Origin of the sequence: Ureaplasma canigenitalium ATCC 51252, from assembly GCF_000712165.1 — a bacterium.
GTDB classification, from domain to species: Bacteria; Bacillota_I; Bacilli_A; order Mycoplasmatales; family Mycoplasmoidaceae; genus Ureaplasma; species Ureaplasma canigenitalium.
On record NZ_JONZ01000004.1, the window covers coordinates 153574 to 175760 of the forward strand.

Annotated in this window: 16 protein-coding genes and 1 other RNA gene; 14 read left to right on the plus strand and 3 right to left on the minus strand. The window is 31.6% G+C overall.

Annotation, left to right across the window (positions count from 1 at the left end; all coding sequences use genetic code 4):
* The first annotated feature begins 1 nt into the window (after position 1).
* The 3 genes from T416_RS0100670 (at position 2) to ssrA (ending at position 1300) form a co-directional block, all read left to right on the plus strand.
* Positions 2 to 538, plus strand: coding sequence for a hypothetical protein (locus T416_RS0100670; RefSeq protein ID WP_031488916.1), 537 nt, complete (start codon positions 2 to 4; stop codon positions 536 to 538).
* A gap of 63 nt (positions 539 to 601) precedes the next feature.
* A complete protein-coding gene (locus T416_RS0100675; protein ID WP_031488917.1) occupies positions 602 to 820 on the plus strand; it encodes a hypothetical protein in 219 nt (72 codons plus the stop codon).
* 70 nt (positions 821 to 890) lie between these two features.
* Positions 891 to 1300, plus strand: a transfer-messenger RNA (tmRNA) gene (gene ssrA, locus T416_RS03730).
* A gap of 77 nt (positions 1301 to 1377) precedes the next feature.
* Here ssrA and T416_RS0100680 read toward each other — a convergent pair.
* The gene (locus T416_RS0100680; protein ID WP_051675854.1) at positions 1378 to 1902 is read right to left on the minus strand and encodes a GNAT family N-acetyltransferase; all 525 of its coding nucleotides are present in this window, start codon (positions 1900 to 1902) and stop codon (positions 1378 to 1380) included.
* A 144-nt stretch (positions 1903 to 2046) separates the two neighbouring features.
* Here T416_RS0100680 and rpsF point away from each other — a divergent pair, with 144 nt between their 5' ends.
* Genes rpsF through gatB form a run of 11 tightly spaced genes read left to right on the plus strand, consistent with a single transcriptional unit; the run spans position 2047 to position 11797 of the window.
* Entirely contained in the window at positions 2047 to 2532 is a 486-nt protein-coding gene (rpsF, locus tag T416_RS0100685; RefSeq protein ID WP_031488919.1) for a 30S ribosomal protein S6, read from the plus strand.
* Between the two features lie 20 nt (positions 2533 to 2552).
* A complete protein-coding gene (locus tag T416_RS03625; protein ID WP_051675857.1) occupies positions 2553 to 3032 on the plus strand; it encodes a single-stranded DNA-binding protein in 480 nt (159 codons plus the stop codon).
* 14 nt (positions 3033 to 3046) lie between these two features.
* A complete protein-coding gene (rpsR, locus tag T416_RS0100695; RefSeq protein WP_031488921.1) occupies positions 3047 to 3283 on the plus strand; it encodes a 30S ribosomal protein S18 in 237 nt (78 codons plus the stop codon).
* A gap of 54 nt (positions 3284 to 3337) precedes the next feature.
* The gene (rplI, locus tag T416_RS0100700; RefSeq protein ID WP_031488922.1) at positions 3338 to 3778 is read left to right on the plus strand and encodes a 50S ribosomal protein L9; all 441 of its coding nucleotides are present in this window, start codon (positions 3338 to 3340) and stop codon (positions 3776 to 3778) included.
* Position 3779: 1 nt separating this feature from the next.
* Positions 3780 to 5204, plus strand: a complete 1425-nt coding sequence (locus T416_RS0100705) for a replicative DNA helicase (RefSeq protein WP_031488923.1) — start codon at positions 3780 to 3782, stop codon at positions 5202 to 5204.
* 14 nt (positions 5205 to 5218) lie between these two features.
* A complete protein-coding gene (locus T416_RS0100710; protein WP_031488924.1) occupies positions 5219 to 6943 on the plus strand; it encodes a hypothetical protein in 1725 nt (574 codons plus the stop codon).
* Positions 6922 to 7563, plus strand: coding sequence for a uracil-DNA glycosylase (locus T416_RS0100715; protein ID WP_031488925.1), 642 nt, complete (start codon positions 6922 to 6924; stop codon positions 7561 to 7563). The genes T416_RS0100710 and T416_RS0100715 overlap by 22 nt, the downstream gene beginning before the upstream one ends.
* A gap of 28 nt (positions 7564 to 7591) precedes the next feature.
* Positions 7592 to 8623 carry a membrane protein gene (locus tag T416_RS0100720; RefSeq protein WP_031488926.1) on the plus strand — a complete coding sequence of 344 codons (1032 nt, stop codon included), beginning with the start codon at positions 7592 to 7594 and terminating at the stop codon, positions 8621 to 8623.
* A gap of 10 nt (positions 8624 to 8633) precedes the next feature.
* Positions 8634 to 8927: a hypothetical protein gene (locus tag T416_RS0100725; protein ID WP_031488927.1), complete on the plus strand. Its 294-nt coding sequence runs from the start codon at positions 8634 to 8636 to the stop codon at positions 8925 to 8927.
* The gene (locus T416_RS0100730; protein ID WP_031488928.1) at positions 8908 to 10338 is read left to right on the plus strand and encodes an amidase family protein; all 1431 of its coding nucleotides are present in this window, start codon (positions 8908 to 8910) and stop codon (positions 10336 to 10338) included. Before T416_RS0100725 ends, T416_RS0100730 begins: the two co-directional genes overlap by 20 nt.
* On the plus strand, positions 10331 to 11797 hold the full coding sequence (gatB, locus tag T416_RS0100735) for an Asp-tRNA(Asn)/Glu-tRNA(Gln) amidotransferase subunit GatB (RefSeq protein ID WP_038079542.1): 1467 nt from the start codon (positions 10331 to 10333) through the stop codon (positions 11795 to 11797). Before T416_RS0100730 ends, gatB begins: the two co-directional genes overlap by 8 nt.
* A gap of 79 nt (positions 11798 to 11876) precedes the next feature.
* Here gatB and T416_RS0100740 read toward each other — a convergent pair whose 3' ends face one another.
* Together T416_RS0100740 and T416_RS0100745 are read right to left on the minus strand one after the other, a co-directional pair.
* Positions 11877 to 17309, minus strand: coding sequence for a GA module-containing protein (locus T416_RS0100740; RefSeq protein ID WP_031488930.1), 5433 nt, complete (start codon positions 17307 to 17309; stop codon positions 11877 to 11879).
* Positions 17310 to 17903: 594 nt separating this feature from the next.
* Complete coding sequence (locus T416_RS0100745) at positions 17904 to 22151, minus strand: rhoptry family protein (protein ID WP_031488931.1); 4248 nt, start codon at positions 22149 to 22151, stop codon at positions 17904 to 17906.
* Between the last annotated feature and the right edge of the window lie 36 nt (positions 22152 to 22187).

The following is a 22187-nucleotide window of genomic DNA, read 5'->3' on the forward strand; positions in this document are numbered from 1 at the left end:
AATGACTAATATTGATAAAAAAAAGAAATACAAACTATTTTTTATCCTTGGTGGTTTAAGTGTCGCAGCCCTTGGTATAGTTATCGGAGTAGCCGCTGCTTTCGGTAAAAAAACAAGTAAACTTGAAAGTGCTTATACTGAAATTAAAAAGACGGAAAACGGATATGATATAAGATTCGCTATTTCCCGTTTCTACCGGTTAAGAAGCCAATACATGCAAGGTGAGTTAAATAATTTAAAAGCGAGTATTGTTAGCGAAGTCGAGGACGATAAAGGGAAGAAGACAGCTCTTTTTCAAGGATTAAAAGAACCTGTTACCTATACAATCGACTTCGAACTTGGTCATTTAACACTCCATTTACCAATGAAATTTGTTACGGAACACCCTGACGGTTTTCCATTTGTAACAAAAAGACGATTTACTCTTCAGTTCGATACTATTCTAAATAGTGTTGTCTTTCTTATTACAAGTGAGCAAATCAAGGAAATTGAACAAAAAGGTAATTTAAACTACATTAAAACCATTGACAATAAATAAATATGTTATAAAATAAAAATGAACAATTATTTCAATGGTCAGTTAGTAATATAGGTGTACTAAATGGCATTAAAAAAATGACAAAAAATTACCTGATTTTCACTATGTGGTGTTGTTGTTGTTGGAGCAATTGCTTCAATCACCTACATTTATTACAACAAAGACCCACTTACAAATAGTATAGTTCAAGGAGAAAAATATGGTAATCCTCGTTTCGCTTCCGAAATACCGTCTAAAAAATCTTTAACTACTGGTGAAAACGAGGAGAAAAAAGAGAAATAAAATCAGCTACTGGCTGATTTTTTTGTCTTCAACTTGGAAAAATAATTTAGCTTAGTTATAATTAAATTACGGGGATGTCAGTGGATTCGACGTGATATTTTCAATCCTAATGGCAGTAGGGTAAGCCCTTCAAAGCTGTCGAGGCATAATAAATGCAAACAAAAAACAAACTAAACCTGAAGCTAATGTAACAGTTAATATGTTAATGTCTTCAGTTATGAATAATCAATTAGCTTTCGCTCTTTAATTCTTCATATTTACTAAGAAGGAATGGTAGTTGGTTCTTTCATTAGTAGATGAGTCACAACTACTTTTATCAAATACATTAATTAAGAGTATTTGATAAAATAAGTTTCTTAATTATCAGGAAAACAATGTTGTATTTCTACTACTCTTCCTGATTACATAAAGAAATACTAAACTGTAGAAGTTAGGAAAGAAGTATTGCGGAAAGGGGTTCGACTCCCCTCATCTCCACCAAACACGAAAAGGAAAAACTACCGTTCGATTCGGTCATTCGTGTCCAAACAAAAAAAATAAAAGAGTGCAGAGCTCTTTTATTTTCGTTCTCTCCCGTTCTTAACATCATATAACATATGAATGGTATTCCATGGGTCATTTTTTTCGTTATAAAGATAATCTCATCCTAACTTAAAATATAGTTGCTGTGCACCTATTAAAAAAGGATGGGTATGAAGGTAAATGTAATTAATTCCCATCTCTGATGCTTTATCAATCATTATTTTTACTAATGTTTTAGCTATACCGTTTCGACGGACTCTTGGATCGACAAATAACTTCTGCAATTCGACAATTTTTTTGTCTCTCGGTAAACTCAAAAAAGGAAAACGGTGGTCATATTTACGAAATGCAATCGTTGCTACTATTTGGTTCGTGTCAGCATCAATTGCATTTAACCAGTATGCATCTTTATCAAGCATATAATATTGCTTAAAATTAATTAGGTCTTCAGGCATTTTAGAATGCTCAAGCATCGGAAAAATGACTTTGCGACCAGCCATAATGAAATTGACCGATTCATCAATTTTTTCATTATTAACTTGCTCATATTTTATGTTCATAATGATACCTTTTACCTTTCTTTTATTATACTTATAAGTTATAATATTTAAGTTTATTATCTATATAAACAACTCTTGCTAAGGAAGATAGATTTAAGCATTGTTTTAAGGTTCCTTAGCTATTAAACCATAAGAGGAGAAAAAATGGCAAAATATGAAATTATGCTAGTTGTTCGTGGAGACATCGAACAAAAGCAAGCAGATGAAACTGCTAATGAATTATTAAAAACACTTGGTGATACAAAGGTTGAAAAACTTAATTTGTATGAAGGGTTGCAACAACTTGCATACGAAATTAAAAAGAATAAATATTGCTATCGTTATGTTTATCAATTTACAACCACTAATGTTGAAACTTTAAACGAATACCGTCGACTAGCTTTAATCAACAAGAATGTGTTGCGTCACATTATCATTAACCTAGAAAACGACTATGGATACAAAGCAACAATCAATCCAAAGAAGATTGAACGTAATGCTAAGAAACTACAAGTTTACGAAAAGAATCAAGAAGAATATGCTAAGAAAATGGCTGAACGTCAAGCTGCTTATGAAGCACTTAAAGCTCAACGTGAAGCTCAAGGATTACCTTTTGTTGATCGTTATCGTTATCGTAAACAATCAGCATAATACAAAAGAGATTAAAGATTATGAACAAAGTTTTTTTATATGGTAATTTAACTAATCAACCAATTAGTAAGGTGACTTCTAAAGGTCGTGATCAAAGTTCATTTTCCGTAGCTGTAAAAAGCGGTTTTGGACAAAACGAAAAAACCGAATTTATTAATTGTATTGCTTTCGGTCAAACAGCTTCATTTATTAATAACTATTTAAAAAAAGGGTCTCCTATTTTAATTGAAGGTCGTCTTTCAACTTACCAAGGAGTTAACCAAAATAACGAAAATGTGTACCGGGTTAATGTCGTTGTTGATCAAGCGAACTCACCAAAAAGAGCTGAAGGTGTTGTACCTAATACTCAACAAAACTTCGAAAATCTAAACCAAAATTTTGAAGCTATACACCCGATTAATGAGCAACCATATAACAAAACAAAAAGTATTGAACAATCACTAGATGTCGCTGATCAAAATGTTTGATTTGATGATGATGGTGATGATATTGATGAATAAATAAAGGATTTACTATGGCAAACTATTCAAATAAAAATCGTAAACCGCGTAAGAAAATTTGTGTCCTTTCAGCTAAAGGAATTGAACATGTTGACTACAAGGATGTTGAACTTCTGTCAAAGTTCATTAACAACAATAACAAGATTACTCCAAGAAGAGTAACTGGTTGTTCGTCACGTATGCAAAGAAGAGTTGCGAATGCAATTAAGCGTGCTCGTATCGTTGGTTTATTACCATTTGTCAAAGAATAATTTTTTAATAAAGCTCGTCTAGCTTTATTTTTTATATTTAATGGAGGTTTCTATATGAAGATTATCTTACTTGAAGACATTAAGAATCTTGGAAAAAAGAATGATGTTGTTGAAGTATCCGATGGCTATGCAAAAAACTTTCTAATTAAGCAGAAGAAAGCAGTTGCTTACACTAATGCTTCAAAAACTCGACTTGAAGAAGATTTACTTGAGATTGAGCAAAACGAACAAGAATTAATTGTTCAAATGTCTTTATTGAAAGAAAAACTTGAATCAACTCCAATTTTTTTCAAGTTGGTGGTCAATGATGGTAAAACATTTGGCAATATTTCAAATAAACAAATCATTGATGCAATTAACGGATTAATTGATCATGCTATAACAAAGCATATGATTACAAAATCACATGCCCTTTCTATTGGGGAACACATTATACCTATTCAACTTCATAAAAAGGTGATAGCAAATGTTAAAGTAATTGTAGAAGAGGCTTAGGATGTACGAACTCGGTTATCGAATCGCATGTCTTACCTTGTTCAATCGCATCATTAATGATCCGAATACAATTAATGATGTTAAGCGAATCCAGGTTGATGATTTTAATAAGGATGATTTTACCATCCTTTTTAGTCTTGTATCTCGTGTTGATCAAAAAGGGAAGACTATTAGTTATCCCGTCTTGCTTAATGAAATTAATGGCCTTGATGATACACAGAAAGAACGTCTAGTTTCCTTACTAAACGAGGTTATTAGTTTCACACCGAGCATCGTTGATATTAAGCAGATTATCGAAATCATTCAAAACTATGCGACCAAGCGAAGACTTAATGAATTTGCTTCAAATATTCTTAATTCCGACATTAGTTATATCGGTGCTAGTGATTATTTTGATCAGAAAGTATCTGAGATTAATGATATTATGAGCAAACGAACCGCAGAACAAATGCAGTCGCTTGATCTAGCAATCCAATCTTTCCAAAGGAAAGTTGAATTAATCAAGTCAGATCCTAAGGTTGATAAGAAAATTAATTCTGGTTTTCCATCTATCGACCACTTTACTAAAGGATTTAAACCTGGCGAATTAATTATTCTAGCGGCACGTCCTGGTCTTGGAAAAACGACACTTGCTCTTAACATTATTGCTCGAAATCTTCCGTTGCTTCAAGAGGAGAATATCAGCCGCGACCGACAACGAATTATTGTTCTTTTTTCATTTGAAATGACTATTGATGAAATCATAGCGAAATTAATTTCAATGCAAACCAGTGACATTTCATCAAACGAGGTTTCATCATATCGTTTCACTAATAATCCGATGAACGAACACACGGTTCTTAGCGTATCCGAACTTGTTAAACACTGACCACTTAAATTAACTGATAAGAATCTAACCATCCTTGATATTGAAAGTCAATTGAATGATTTAAGAAAAAAATATGATATCGCTCTCGTTGTCATTGACTATCTTCAATTAATCGATGAACCACCAAGTTTCCGTGGTCTTAATCGAACTCAGATTGTTGGTAATTTCTCAAAAAGACTTAAACAACTTGCGAAGCAAATTGAAGCACCAATTCTTACTATTGCTCAACTTTCTAGAAAAATTGAAGAACGGGAAGGAAGCGGAAAAACGAATATTCTTGGATCAATCAACCAGAATGTTCCAAAACTTAGTGACCTACGGGAATCTGGTCAAATTGAGCAAGATGCTGACATTGTTAGTTTTATTCATTACGATCGAAGAACAACCGCTGATGATAACCGTGCTAAAACAACTCAACTATATAATTTTAAGGTTGATGTTCAGTTCATTATCCTTAAAAATAGAAGCGGTGAAACTGGTGAAACACAACTGCTCTTTAATAAAAAGCAATCACAATTTAAAGATCCTTCAGAACTTGGGGATGAACGAATTAAATAACATTGAGGTTAATTATGAAAAAAAGTAAAAGAGTTAAATTATTACTTGGCTTCGGTCTTGGAACCATTGCTTTATTAACTCCGATTGTCGCTGCATCTTGTAGTTCAGCGGCCACTCCTGGTGTCCCACATGTTTTTGTTGGTTCAACAAATAAAGATGCTAACATTCGAGTAAATATCCGTATTCCAACTGCTCAAAATAGTGCCCACGAAATTATTTTTAAAGATGAAAATAACCTCCTAAAAGAATACTACCAACCGGGTGACCTTACTTATATCACTAACAAAGATGGCTTACGAATTGATAAAAATAGTCAAAAAATTGACCAAGATGGTTATGTGCTTGATGAAAAAAACGAACGCAAATTAGTTTGAAAAAATGATCTAGAAGACAAGAGTAAAAGTAAAAATATCCCTCTTACTGCTCTACAGAATGAAGTTTTACGTGAAATCTACAACCCATTAACTTTTGATTCGATTAACCAAGACAATCCAAATCAAGTTTATTTTCCAACTAATTTTCAAGTTAATGGCAACTTAAATACAAATATTTATACCCCTGAAAAGCAAAGCTTAATTGAGAAAAAAGCTAATGCTTTTAATACTGCAAATATAGCTGAAGCAGTTTATGTTTACTTATCGTCATTTACTGATGAGTTATTTAAGTATTTAACTAACCTTCTAGAAGTTGACAAGTCACCAGTATTTAATAATCAAGTCGCAAACGATGATCGTGATGAATTTATCCGCGGTCTTTTCCGTGGTGTTGGAAGTGGTAAATTTACTTATAAAATTAACCTTTATAACATTAGTTTTGATATTAGCAAAGTCAATGCTACTAATGGGGCCTCGAGAGATTTACCTAAATTCGGGACTAAATTAACTGATGATGAAATCCTTGACCCAAACAAACGACTTGTTATGTATAAAATTAGTAATATCAAACTTCAGTATGCTTGGTATGATTCGTCAAATAAAAGGGGAGGAGATTTTATTGTCTCTAGTTCAAATAAAACCCTTAATACTTTAAATAAACACCTTAGTGTTGATGATGCCAGTGTTTATAAGGATGGAACGATTAAAAACCTTGTTTACGATATCCCACTAAAGGATCAGTATTTCTTATTTAAACCAGGAATTATTAGAGTTAACGAGAAACTAGATGCCCTTACACAAAAACAACGTGAAAATGTAAAAACTATTAATCCTGATATTAAAGAGGAAGATTTAAACAACATCAATATATATCGGGAATACTATACAGGTTTGATCGAAGCTGTTTCACCTTTTCAAATACTTGGAAAGGATCTGAAGGAAGACATTAAAAAACAACAAGAGTTTGAAAACGAAAAATTCGTTGAAGACCAAAGCATTAATAATGCTGATTATGTTGACCACAATAATGGTTTACACGGTGTCTATCCGTATGCTTTTTCTTATGGTAATCAAGTTCCTAGTCGGGAAGACTTTATTAAGTCAAAAAACTTTGTTGAATACATCAAAAAAGGAGTTCTTTCAAAGAACCTGAAGAAGAGTGATAAGAATAATAAATTAAATCTTTTAAAGAAAGCATTAATTGGTTTGAACCATTCAGATGTGACTACACTTGACATCGATACCCTTTATTCTGGTGCAATTGATAATCTAAGAAACTTCGTACTTGACCTTGATCAGGTTAAAGGTGCGAATGTCACTTCAAACACTGATTTAGGTCGTATATGAAATGACAAGAGTATATAAGTAAGGAAATTGAAAAAACATATTTTAAAAAAATTATGGAAAAAGTTAATGAACTAAGTCACGGAAAGGAAATTATTCCTGACTGCTCGATGATGTTCAATTGCTTTAATTATTTTTCCATCAACGAAACTAAAGTAGTAATCTTAGGTCAAGATCCTTACCCAAATAAAGACCACTCAAACGGTCTTTGTTTTAGTGTCTCAAAAAAAGTAAAAACTCTACCACCTTCACTACTTAATATATTCCGTGCTCTCGAATATGATCTTGGAATTAAAAGGGATAATCCTGATTTATCTGATTGAGCGATGCAAGGTGTTTTGCTATTGAATACCGTATTAACAACAAACATTAATGAGCGGAATAGTCATAAAAATGTCGGATATGATGAATTTATTGCGAATATACTAAATGAACTATCAAAAGTTAAAAATGTTGTTTACTTCCTTTGAGGGAAGAAAGCATGTTCTTATGAAAAACTAATTGATAGTGAAAATAATTTAATCTTGAAAAGCGTTCATCCAAGTCCACTTAGTTTCTATCGTGGTTTCTTATTTAACAAACATTTTTCAGCAGCTAATGACTATCTTTTTAAAAATAAACGAAAGGTAATTAAATGGTAAAATATGAAGAAGGAGTTTTGATATACAAATGAGTAGTGTTTTACACGCAAATAGTAGTAGCAAAGGTGTTCACATTCAAAGCTGACAAACCATTTTAATTTTTTTAGCCTTTGTCATCACCTTTATTATTTTTACCGCGATTAAAAAAATTTACTATTCCATTAAATACCAAAAACGTTTTTACATCATTCCGCGTGTGAGTGTCAAAGGTATTTCTTCGATTGGAATGGTTATTTCCATTTCAGTTAGTATCATCCTTCTTATCACCATTGTCTCAGCTAATGCTGCAAGCATTATTTTCCGTGCTTGACCTGGTACCCGTGTTACCCTTGAAGGTATTTTAATTAAGATAGGTGGACTTCTTTTTGGACCTATTTTAGGAATTTTCATCGGAGCAATGACTGATCTTTTATCTGTCGCTCTAACTGCGGGTGTGTTCCACCACGGTTACTTAATCGCCTCAATGGCTTTTGGGTTAATAGGTGGGTTAATCAGAACAATTTTAACAACATCAAAAAAGAGAGATATTACCTTTGCTATTTATTCAAGTATTACGACAGTCTTAATTGGAGCAGCGGTATGTCTTTTCCTATACTTTGCTCCAGGAGTGAGTGAGGAAGGTTTTAACCTTCAATTATTTAACAACGATATTAAGATTAGTGCTGAAATAATGGTAGGAATGATGGCCGGTTTCTTTGGGTTTTCTATTGTTATTGTGTGATTATGTTTGTTAATCAAACATATTAATGAGAAAATTAACAAACGAAATAAATTACCTAATAAAAAGCAAAGTTGGTTTATCGTTTTTGCTCCCGTCTTGGTAACTATCCTTTTAACAGAAGCAATTGTAAATGTAATTATGCTTCCAAGCTTTGATGTTGAATTAACAAGTCTTAACTATACTCAATGACTTTCCATTCGAGCTTTAATGTTCGCACCAATGATTGTTGTTAACTTAATGATCATTTATCCGATATTTAAAATTGTTGTACCATTAATAAGATATGATTATGAAGATGATGTAGTTGAAGATAAAAATGTCCCATTAGTGGTTGATTAAAGGAGTTGCGATGAAATTAATTGACATAAAGAAACTGACAGATAGTTGTATGTTTGACATCACTAGCGAAGAACAAAAAAGTGTTACAGAAAGCATTTTGAATCTAACTGAAAAGATTAAAATTTTTGACGATTTTAATCTTGATACAATTGCTCCAATGCACTCTATTGTCGCACATAATAATAATCAATTGCGGGATGATGTTTGTGGTGAAGAACAAATTGATGTGGAGGCAACACTAAAACGGCACATCAAAGTAGTTGACGGTTACGGAGTTCTTAAAAATGAAAAATCAGACAATTAGAGAATTACATAATTTACTAGTCAGAAATGAAACAAGTGTTAGTGAACTTGTTAAGAATGCCATTGCTAAATCAATTGGTATTGATGTTTATAATGCTGATATCACCGAAAATTATGATGATGCTACTGACCAAGCTCTGACACTTGATGAAACTGAAATTAAAGAAGGTGATTATCTTTTTGGGATTCCTTATTCATTAAAAGATAATATATCAACTAAAAATATAAGAACAACAGGTGGTTCACGTTTTCTTAGCAAATACATACCCTGTTTTAGTTCTACAGTACACGATTTATTAAATAATCAAAAAGCAATTTTAATTTCAAAAAACAATCTTGACGAATTTGGTTTTGGAGGTACAGGTCTTTTTTCAGGGTACAATGATGTAATCAACCCATTAAATCCCGAACAAGTAACAGGTGGGAGTTCATCTGGGAGTGCTGTTGTTGTCTCTCAAAATGTAGTTCCTTTCGCTATCGCAACCGACACCGGCGATTCAATTCGAAGACCAGCTTCAATTATGGGAATCGTAGGGTACAAACCTTCATATGGTCTTGTCTCTCGTTACGGTGTATTTCCTTTTAGTGTTAGTATGGATCATGTCGGTTTTTTTACGAATGATGTTTACGATGTCGCAATTTTAATGGATGCTCTTGCTAAATATGATCCGAAGGATGCCACTTCAATTAAACTTGAAAACGAATATGTAAAAAATCTTAAAATTGATAAAGAATTAAAATTAAAGGTATTAACTCCCGCTATTAATCTTCTTGATAAAAACTACCAAACGGAATTTTTAAAACTGATTGATAAATTACGTCAAAACAACCATAAAGTTGATATCGTTGAATATGATATGAATCTCGTAAAAGCCATTAGTAGTGTATATCAAATCATTGCTTATGCTGAAGGTTATTCTTCTTTTAGCAATCTAACGAACATTACCTTCGGGAATCAAGATATTCAATACGAAAACTATGTTGATTTAATTTATAAAGCTCGTGATATGTATTTCAATAGCGAAATCAAGCGTCGTTTTATGATTGGTGCTTATATTTTAAATGAAGAGAACATCGATTCTATTTTTATTAAAGCAAAGAAAATGCGTCGTTTAATTGTCGAAAAGACTACTTCACTAATTAACGATGACGAATGTTTGATTATGCTTGGAGCACATGATGTCGCTGAACTTGTTAGTGATGTTAAATCGAACGATGTCATTCCTAATGTTTACGATGACTTGCTTCAAATTGCTAATTTTGGTGGTCTACCAAGTATTACCATCCCTTTCCTAAAACTTCATAATGGGAACATTGGACTAAATATTTCCGGTAAGCATTTAAATGATCAAACAGTTTTAAATGCAGCTTATACAATTGAAAAAATGTTAAATGGTGGTAGCAATGAATAATTTTGAAGTTATTATTGGAATTGAAGTTCATACAGCATTAAATACAAAAACTAAAATGTTTTCACCATCAGTATGCGACCATAATAGTGCTGTTAACACAAACATTAATCCGGTTGATTTAGCTCACATCGGTACTTTACCGACAGTTAATCGAAGTGCTGTTAATAAGGGCATTAAACTAGCTTCTGCTCTTCATATGGAAACAAACCATAAGAACATTTCCTTTGATCGTAAACACTATTATTATCTTGATCTGCCGAAGGGTTACCAAATTACCCAACAATACAATCCGATAGGTCAAAATGGTTATCTCACTATCCTTGATGAGAGTAACAATATGAAAGAAATTCGCATCGAAAGAATTCACCTTGAAGAAGATACAGCGAAGCAAATGACCATTGAAAACGAGGTTTATCTTGACTATAACCGAGCTGGTTGACCATTAATTGAAATTGTTAGCAAACCTGATATCAGATCTGGTTATGAAGCTATGAAATACCTTGAAGAATTAAGAAAAATTTTACTTCTTAATAACATTTCAGATGCTAAGCTTGAAGATGGTTCAATGCGTGCTGATGTTAATATTTCAGTTCGTTTACATGGTGAAAAGAAGTTTGGTACTAAGGTTGAAATTAAAAATATTAACTCGTTTAATAATGTCAAAAAAGCTATTGATTTTGAGGTTAAACGTCAAATTGGTTTAATCTTAAACAACAAGCAGGTTGATCAAGAAACAAGACGATTTGATGACTCTGTAAACCAAACAATATTTATGCGAAAGAAAGACAACGCTATTAACTATCGTTACATTTTTGAAGGTAACATCACTCCAATTAGTTTAAGCGATGAATATAAAAATGAAGTCATTAAGGATGTTGTTTATATAGATGAACTGGTTAAAACCTTAACTGAAAACGGGTTGAATGGCAAGGAAATTAATATTTTATTAAACGATATTGATCTTTATCGTGCTTTCATTTTTGTTAATGAAAAAATCAATAATATGAAAATATCCTTTAATTGATTAGCAATTGAAGTTTATGGATTGATTAATAAACAAAATCAAAAACTTACTGATTTACCTTCATTCTTCCTAGCTCATTTAGCTGAAATGCTTACCTTATTAATTAATAAGGAAATTAATGGTAAACAAGCAAAGAGTCTTCTTGAACATATTTTTAAGACAGAGAAAACTCCAAGAGAGTTAATTATTGAACTTGGTTACGAACAAATCAAGGATGAACAAGTGCTTCTTAAACTTATTGAAGAAATTGTCCTTGAAACTAAGAATGCGGAAACCATTTATTATGAAAATAAGGATCGTCTGTTTAAAGCTATTATGGGTTCTTTAATGAAAAAGACAAACGGACAAGCCAACCCAAGTATTTCATATGATTTAGTAGAAAAATACTTTAAGGAAAAATATCCAGATGGTTCAGATTCTAAGAGTGACGAATAGTCTTAGAATTACAAATAAAAACAAAACATAAAAAAACTCAAGCCCTTCGCTTGAGTTTTTTGTTTTCGCTTAGTGTTTGTTAGTCTCAGAAGAATTGAGTAGGTAGTCCATATACTTTAATTCGTTCAGGAAGACCCGCTTTGTCTGCCTTAGGATTTGGATTATTTAGTTTAAGTACTCATTCATAACCAGCCTTGACGAAAGCACTATTAGTTTCAACCAGAGAATCAAAGTTATCAACATTAATCGCATATCGATCTAGTCATAAGTATTTTTGCTCTTCGGTCATATTGCTTTCGATAATGTTATTAACGATAAAGTTTAGAGCATCTTCTTGAGCAAGAAGGTTTCATTTAAATTCTTTAGTGGTTTGGTCGAGAATCCTATTATCCATTCCTAGGAATACTTGTTTCTTGTTATTGATTTCGTAAGTATTTCGGATTTGATTTAATTTGAATCCGACAAGATCCTTGATTTCAGTTGATTTACTAGCATTATTTATAAACTTGTCATATAAATAGTGACCAATTTCGTAATCAAGTTTTCTTGATCGACGGGCAATGAAGTATGCGTTCTTCATAAACTCTTTCTCAAGTCGTTTCGCATCTTCTTCGTTCTTAGTTGCTTTAATTGCATTAATAACACTATCAACTTGTCAGGTTGGAACATTTACATTAAATGCACTGTTAACTCCTTCAACAACTTTATATGAGTGGTGACGAATTCGTTTTGTGTATTTACTAGTATAAGCTTCACCAGCCTTATGTTTGCTCTTAAATTCTTCAACATCAACGATTAGTTTACGGTATTCATTAAGGTTTTTGATAGTTCTAATTCGATATTTAAAATTATCAAGTTCATTAAAGTAAGCATCATCTTCTCTTTTAGGAGTAAAGATAATTTCTTTAAATAAGTTACTCTTTAGATAACTGTAATAGTGGGTACCTTGTTGTCTTAAAATATCTAATTCAGAACCTTCAGCGGTTCTTGCCTTGAAGTCGTTTTCTTCAGCAACCCTTTGCTTTTCTACATACTGTTTAACTTTATTAATCTCTTCAGTAGTTACAGCATCGTTCAATTTATTTGCAAGGTTATTAATATTATAAAGAGTTTCTGGATTACCGGTTTTTAGAACTTTGTCATAATTGCTTCGAGCATAAGCTCCACCAAAACGTTCAAGGTCGATAAGAATCAAATTGTTTAAAATTTTTCTTACTTCATCTTTTCGCTTCTTCAAACTAATCTGATTGTTGATATTTATCACATCATCAATCGTTTTAATTGAATTAATATTTCGCTTAATGTGCTCAGTTTCGATATCGTTGGTGTTACCAAGATCTTTTTGAAGTTGTTTTTTACCCTTGTCAATAAATTCTTTTTCGATTTGTTTTAACTTATTAATATCGTTTGTTTTATCAATATCATTTTTAATTTTATCTGATTCACCCTTATTCTTTAATACCTTATCAAGATTTTTGGTAATCATATCCTTGGCAATCTTGACCTTTTCCTGTTCAGCATCACTGAGTATCTTATTTCACTTATCAATGCTGTTATCATTACTTTGTTTTAGTTTATTTATTTCAGCTTCAAGACGTTCTCTTTCTTTGTTACCATGAGGAAGTGAGTCAACAATTTTTTGAATGTTTTGTTTTGTGATATTCTCAAATTCATATTGTTTTTGACGAGCCTTTTGAGTTTCGTCGATAATCATATTCTTAAGGGAGTTAACCTGGTCTTTAGTTTGAACTTCATTTAGTTTTTTAGTTAACTCTTCTTGTTTAGCTTGAGTTGCGAATTGATTATTAATCAGTTTAAATTCATCAAGTTTACTCTTAGCTTCAGCAAAGAGATTCTTAAACTCAGCGATTTCGTTTTTAATTTGGGTAATTTCAGCTAGTGTTGAAGCATTATTAATTCGGGTATTTCATTGAGTTTTGTTGTGTTCGGTCGCTCCAATGATTGAATTAAGTAATGTTTTAGCCTCAACTGTAATTCTTTCAAAGTTCTGTGCTTCCTCGCGAACAGTGTCAATTGGACGACGAACCTGTGCCGCGAAAACTCTTTCTTTAAATTTAACTTTAGCATTCTTTGTGATGTTGTGACTATCCTTTAATACTCTTAAATAATCAATAACTGCATGGTATTTACCAGCACCTGTATCATTAAATGCTTTAATCTTATTAGCATCGCTTGTACTTCTTAATTCATGGATTAATTGGTCATAAGTTTTAAAGTGATTTTGGTCAACAATCTTAATTGAACTATCGTTTCCACGACTATCTTCGTTAAGAGTTTCTTTTCAATTTTTAATGTAATTATGAAGCTCACCAGAACCGGTTTTGAATCGTTGTCATTGTGCTTTTCATTGATCGTATTTATTTCTAACTTCTTGAGCTTTAGCCGTATCTTTAGTTGTTTTTATAAGATCAAGGAAAGTCTTAAAGACAAGAACATCATCTCTCATATAGTTACTCTTAATGTCATTATAAAGAGCAACTTTCTTAGCTAATGTATTTTCAAGGTTACTGTAACTATTGACATTAGAACTATTGTTAACAATGTTGTTAAGCTCAGTAGTTAAATCATTTCTTAGAGTATTAATCGATGTATTCGCATCATTAAGGTCATTCTGACCATTATTTGATGTAATAATTTGATCATTGTTGATTGCAGCAATCTTGTTAATTTCAGCTAGAAGTGATTTATACTTGTTAATTTCATTAATGATTGAATCAAGGTTGTTAAATTCAGTTCTTGAAAGTTTATCTTTAAACTTATTTTTGACATTAGTATCAGTAATGCTGTTGATTAGGTTATTAGCACTATCAAGTTTAGATTTAGTTGGGTTTAGGATATCTCTTTCGATTCGGTCGATAGTACTTTGTTGACCATCGAAATTCTTTCATTGTTCCTTAATCCTAGCTTTACGTTTTGTGACTTCAGCTTTGTAGTTATTTTCAGTTGGATAAGGAAGTTTAGTATTAACAAATTGATCAAAGTTCTTCTTTCAAGCTTCTTTTACAATGTCATCAATGTTTTTAAGAGCATTGAAGTCAGTTGGGAAGTTATTAGAGTTTACGGCATCAATTCTATTAATGTAGTCATTAACCATTTGATCTGTAAGGTTGTGACGATTTTTAATATCGTGATTAATCTTACTCTTAGCATTAGCTTTCTTAGTATCAATAATTTGAGTCTTAAGATTATCTTCATTAAATCCATCAGTTGATGTTGGATAAGTCTTATTAAGACGACCCATCAGACCGTGATTCGTACCGAAGTTAGATGTAATGGTATTTTTGTATTTTTCTACCTTATTGTGTCAGTCATTTGGAAGGGCTCTATCAAGTTCTGCTTTATTATGTGCTTTATTGAAAGTGTGCAGAATTGAGTTTTTCGCTTCAGTACCATTTTGGTACGGAAGACGCTCAACAGCTTGTTTCTTTTGGTCAAGATAAGTCTTGAACTCATTGATTTCGTTTAATTTTTCTGTTAGTTTGTTTAAGTTATCAGTCTTTGAAGAACCGTTGATTCCCTCAACTTCATTCTTTAGAGTGTTCTTACTACTTGTTGAATCAGCATTATTCTGAGGATACTGAATTGTATCAACAACTGCCTTGATCTCTTCTTTACGGTTTTGAACTTCAGCATTATCTTTGACAGTGTTGATTTCCTGTTCATTTTGTTTAGCATTAATTTCAGTTTTGAAATTATTTTTTTGATCCGTTGAAAGATGACTTAAAGTACCAACATATTTAGAAGCAGCTTCTTTCATATTTTGAAGAATAGCTTCTTTTTTAATTTGTTCAATAGTTGAAGCATCACTAGCACTATTAATTCTACTGATAAAGTTTTCTAGTTCATTAATACCGTTACCTTTTTTAAGGTCGCTTAATGATTTAAGGAACTCAATAGCAGTTGTTTTGTCATTACCAAAACTAATCTTTGATCTAAGTTGAATTGCTTTATCTTTGTTAGTCACTGTCTTAAGTTCATTCTTAAGATTACTTAGTATCTCGCTACTCTTATTTGGATTTTTTTCATATTGAGCAATTAGATTCTTAGTTGTTTCATATTCCTTTTTAAACTCTTCAATTTGAGTTTGAACATACATTAGACTTTGTTGGTCAGTTGAAGTACCAACTTTATTGACGTTGTTAAGAATATTTTTCATTTCGCTTCGGTTAGATTCTTCACCGAAACTATTTAGAAGATTTTGAACTTCAATAAGCTTGGTCTTGTATTCATTAATATGATTTCTGACAGCTGTAATTTCTTCAACTGTTGATGCTTTTTCAATTTCAGCTGTTCAATATGACTTGTTGTTTTCAGTCACACCTGGAATTGAATTTAGAAGATCCTTGGATCCTTTCGCAAGTCGTTGGAAGTTTTGAGCTTCAGTTTTTACTGTGTCAATAGTAGAACGATTAACCGCTTTATAAATTCGGTCTTTGAATTTAATCTTTGCTGCCTTTGTAATGTCGTTACTTGCTTTAACGACAGTTAGATAATCAATTAGTGCGTGGTATTTACCAGCGGTTGTGGTATTAAATTCTCTTTGCTTTTCAACACTACTTGAGCTTCGTAGTTCATTCATTAAGTTTTCATATGTCTTAAAGTGAGTTTGATCAACAAGTTTAATGTCAGTATCAGTTACATTACTATCTTCGGTTAGTAGAGTTTTGTGTGAATCTATTCAACCATGAAGGTTACCATTTCCAGTTTTGAATGTTGTATATAAAGAACTTCACTGATCAAACTTAGTTTTAATAGTAGCTGCATCATTTCCTGTTTTTGCTGTCTTTAATTCATCAAGGAACGTCTTAAAGACAAGGACGTCTTCACGCATATGGTGTTGTTTAATTCCGTTATAAACAGCTAGCTTGTTTGTAATTTCTTTTGTTAAGTCTGTGTAAGAAGCTTCGTTTGATGTTGTTGTTACTATGTTATTTAGTTCGTTAGTTAATTCAGTTTTTAGATTATTAATTGAAGTGTTCGCATTTGTTAAATCATTTGAACCATTTTTACTTGAATCAATTTCACTTTGATTAATTTGTACAAGCTTATTAACTTCGGTTAGTAAAGTATTGTACTTGTTAATTTCACTAATCAATGTATCAAGATTGTTTCAATCAGTTAATGAAAGTTTTTCCTTAAATTTAGTTTTAATAGCATTGTCAGCTAAAGCATTAATTAAAGTATTAACTGCTTCTAGCTTAGTTTTTGTTGGATTAAGGATGTTATTTTCAATGTTGTTGATTGTATTTTGAGTTCCATCAAAACTACTTCAATTTTCCTTAATCTTGTTCTTACGGTTTGTGACTTCAGCTTGAAGGTTAGTTTCTGATGGATAAGGAAGATTGTTTTCAACAAATCGGTCAAAATTCTTCTTTCAAGCTTCGTTTACAACATTATTAATGTTTGCTAATGCATCAAAGTTATTTGGGAAACCGTTATTGTTTTGATTATTAATTTGTTGTTCAAAAACTGTTATATCTTGAGTCGTCAAATTACCTTTATTTTTAATAGTGGTCTTGATAGTGTTTTTTGCTTGAACTTTTTTAGTTTCAAGAATTTGATATTTAAGATCATTTTCAGTATGACCATCTGTTGAAGATGGGTAAGTCTTATTTAAACGAGCATTAAGTGGGTGAGCTGTACCGAAGTGTTCCTTAATTGCATTCTTATATTGTTCAACTTTATTATGTCAGTAAGCTGGAAGATAAGTATCAAGTTGGTCTTTAGTATATGCTTTATTAAATGATGTAAGGATTCCGGTTTTTGCTTCATTTCCGTTAGGATATGGAAGATTTTGAACTGCATTTTTCTTTTCGATTAGGTAGTTCTTGAAATCGTTGATTTCATTTAGTTTTCGGTCTAGTTGACTTAAGGTATCGACCTTGCTTGAACCGTTAATGCTTTGAATAGCAGTATTTAAAGCATTCTTACTATTTTGTGTGTCGTGATTGTTGCTGTGGTAAGGAAGGTTGTTGACAACACCTTTTAATTCTTCTTTTTTATTTTGAACATCAGCAGCATCTTTAACGGTATTAATACCAGCTTCATCTGTTTTAGTGTTAATTTGATTGTTGAAATCAGTTTTTTAGGTTGGCGAAAGATGAGTTAATTGATCAACATAAGAAAATGCTGCTTCCTTTTTGTCTTGAAGGATGGCTTCATTCTTAAATTGGTTAATCATTTCGCTTGTATTCGCATTATTAATTTTAAGAATGAATCCACCAAGGTGAAGGTCATTTTCACCTTGTTTTAGATGAGTTAGAGTCTTGATTGAAGCGACCGCAGCAGCTTTTTCCTTCGCGAAATTAATCTTAGTTCGAAGACTAACTGCAGCTTCCTTGTTTGTAACCGTATTTAGTTCACGTTTCAAGTTCTCGATGATACCATCGTTCTTGTTATCATCAGCTTCGTATTGGTCAAGTTGTTTTTTTGTTTCTTCGTATTGACGTTTATATTCTTCAATAACATTCTTAGCATTAGTGATGTCGTTGACACTCGCAGCATTATTGATTAAAGTTTTCATTTCAGTTCGGTTACTATCTTCTCCGAAACTATTAAGAATCGCTTTAGCTTCACTTGCGATTCGATTAAATTGTTTTGCCTCGTTTTTAACAGTATCAATGTCGCGACGGTGTGTTGCTTTTAGAATTCGTTTTTTAAATTCATTCTTAACTGCATCAGTTAGGTGTTGAGTGTCGTTTTGTGGAAGTTTTAGATAGTCAATTAGAGCATGGTGAATGTAACCCCGGTCGTTTAGATTTTTGATTACATCGGGATCTGCTGTGTTCTTTATGAGACGAATCATTTCTTCGTATGTTTTGAAAGTTTGATTATCAACAATGTGGTTAACATCAGAAGCATTATGGTTGTTGTTTGAAAGGTATGTCTTATTTTTCTTAATGTAAAGACCAATATCCTTACCAGCAGCGGGGCTTCATCACTTATCAAGTTCTTTTTTGAATTCATTTGACTTTGTCAAAATACTGTCTATTTCAGATAAACCATTATTGTCATTTACTTTTGACTTAACTTCATTAATGAAGTTTTTCATCACACTGATTGCTTTATTACCGAAACGGTCTTTAAGTGTAGTATAAGCACTTATTGTTTTATCAACCAAATTCTTAGTTGAATCAAGTTGTTGATTGTTTTCTATACTATCAATCTTTTTATAAAGTTCTTCTTTTAAGCTGTTAATTGCTTGATTTAAGGATTTTTGATCATCGATTGTATTTTCGTGTTCTTGATCCACATTATCATTGATATTTGAAATTATGTTAACTTTTTCAATGATTTCTTTTAACTTAGAAATATCTGCAAAGACTTGATTTAATTTTGTTTCACTATCAGCGCTATTAAGTTGGTTAATTAATCTTTGTTTAGTTAAGTTAAACTTACCATCAATTGAATTAATTTGGTTTTTAACTTCAGTTACCTTGTTCTTTAATTGACCTATTTTGCTATCGAATTGATCTGCACTATTCATATTAGTTAAACTATTTATTTCGCTAGCAAGAGTAGAAATAGCAGGAGCGGTAGCTCCACCAGGATAACCAATGCTATTTAATTTTTTAATTAAAGCATTTTTCTTATCCTTTAAACGAGCTTGTTTAACAATTTCTAGAATCTTGGTATTGTTATCTGTTGATGAACTATTGATTTGGTTATTAAAGTGATTCTTTTCGTCTTGAGAAAGGTTTGAAAGACCATTAACACTTTGAACACCGTTTGCTTTATCACTCTTTTTCTTTTCGTCTATTAGCTTATTGAGTGTGTCAAATTTTTCCTTATTGTTTGATGTAGAAGTAAAACCAGTTTCATCAAGTTTGTTGTTTAGTTCTTTATGGTGAATGTCACTAACTTTTTTTATTTCAGATTTTGCTTTTTCAATTTCAACAGTTAACGAAGGAAGAAGATCTTCGATTTCTTTTGCTTTCTTACGTTTATCCTCTTCACTTAGTTGACTATTATTTTTAACATCATCTAATTGCTTAATTAATTCTTTAACAGCAGGAGCATTTTCTTGTTTTGGATAAGGAAGGTTAAGAACCTTACTCTTCGCAATTTCGATAATGTCCCCGCTTTCATTAGCAACTTTTGTTCTAGCTTGTTTTCTAATTTCATCTAGTTTTTTGTTTGCATCAGGCTCATTAACATTAATATTTTTAACCTTATTGATTAGGTCGTTTTTGGTAGTTTCATCATTAATCTTCTTAATGACATCAAGAGTTTTGATTTTGTTATCAATAACCCCAAGTTCGTTTAGGTTATTTGCATTATTAACATCATTGTTAAGGTGATTTTGTAAATCAGAATCAAGACCGCTGTTTGTGATTTTAGTCTTTTCGTCTTCTTTTTTCTTGTTGAAGATGTTTAACGCATCTTCCTTAAGAATCTTTAAGTTCGATTCAGTTAAATCGTTAGTATCAAGTTTCTTCTTTAGTTCATCAAACTGGTTATCACCTTCAAGTTTGTTAATAGCATCATTTGTTTCTTTTTTTAAGTTGTTTAAATATTCATCAACCTTGTTAATGATGTTTAAGTATTCGTCGTCTGATGTTGAAAGACTATTCGCATTGTCCTTGTTATCGGATTTAATTTGGTTACTATCTTCAAGTTTGTTTAAAGCATCTAAAGTCTTGTCTTTCAGATTATTATGTTTGTTTACATAATCATTAATGTTGCTAATGATTTGGTTAATTTCTTCTTGAGTTCTAGCATTATCAAGTTGTTCCTTAAATTGGTCGTGAACCTTAGGATCTTTAACCTTATCAAGAGTGTCAGATGAAGCTTCTTTATCCTTTTTAATGATTTCTTTTGCAGCCTTAATGATTAAATCAAGTTCGGTTGCTCTAACATTGTCTTTATTAAGAAGCTTAGTTAATTTATCTTTTAGTTCACCGTCATTTAATTGGTTAATTGCTTTTTTAGCTTCTTCTTTTAATTTACTGATGGTGTTCTTACGGTTAAAGTCGTGTTCGATTGGTTTCAATGCTTCAATCGATTCAGCATTTTCAATTTGTTTTAGAAGATCATTGATTTCATCAGGAGATAAATTAGAGTTATTAACTCTAGATTTAAGGAGATTCTTGATTGCACGAAGAAGGTTTTCATCTCCGTGTTGACCGTTAGCATCTCCTTTACGAATTTGTTCATAAGCATCATCAACAATTTTCCTTAATTCGTCATTTGTTGAAGCGTTTTTTAATTTTTCTTTTAACTCATTTTTCTTTTCATCATCAAAAATATGATCGATTAGGATTTCGATCTCTTTTTTATTGATATTTGGGGTGTCAGTTTTAGATTTTTGATCAAATTCTTCAATGATTTTTTCATCATTGATTTGATCATTAATTTTTGATAAATCAGTTAACTTATCAGCATTATTAAGTTGACTAATTAGTTTATTCTTAGTCTCGTTATTATTAAGTGAGTTAATAAGATTATTAATCTTTTGTTTTTCATCATCAAATAATTGATTAGCATCTTTGGTGATATTTTTTAAAGTATCGTAATCCTTCGCAAGAATGAAACGTTCTTCCAGCTTTCTCTTGTCATTGCTATTGATGTCTAACCTAGCAATCGCTTCATATGCTTCTTGCTTAGCTAGTTCATTCATTAGGTTTTTAACGTCATCGATGTTATTAACATCAAAGTCGTATTGACGACGGAATGAATTTTTCTTTGAAGGGTCTTTGATTTTTTCAATAAGGGAGAGAACAACGGGTTGTAGTTTTAAAAGAGCATCGGTTTTTTCTTTTACATTTAAACGGTCTTTAAAAGTTTTTGACTTACCTAATTCATCTCTTAATTTCGACTTTAATGTAGTACTCTTCAGTTGATTTATAAGTTGATTAATGACTTTTTCTTCTTCAAAAGATTTTGCTTTAATGTCAGAAAGAAGAAGGTTTAGTTCATGCTGGTTTTCATCATTAAACTCATTATGTTTTTGGTCGTTAATAAAATCAAGTGCTTCTTTTCTTAATTCATCGTCAATGATGATATTAGTAATAGTTTTTAATTCATCAAAAAGGTGTTTGTAGTTTTGCTGTTTAGCCTTTAATTCTTTCTCCCTATCCTTTTCGGGTTGAAGATTTGAACCATCATCATTGTTTTCAGGTTCATCCGGAACTACCTTTTCCTTGCTCTCATCAGTACTTAAGTTAGGATTTGGTAAAGGCTTAAAAGGTTCAACATTGTTCTTTTCTTTTGGTTTAAGATAAACGATGGCAAGAGCGATGGCAGCGGTTACTAGCGAACCACCAGCAAGTCCAAAACCTAGGGCAATTTTTTTCTTTTGTCTTTTATTGTTATTGTTGTTATTATTTTCCATAAATCTTTCCTAGCCTTTCACGTTAGTTTGTTAGAT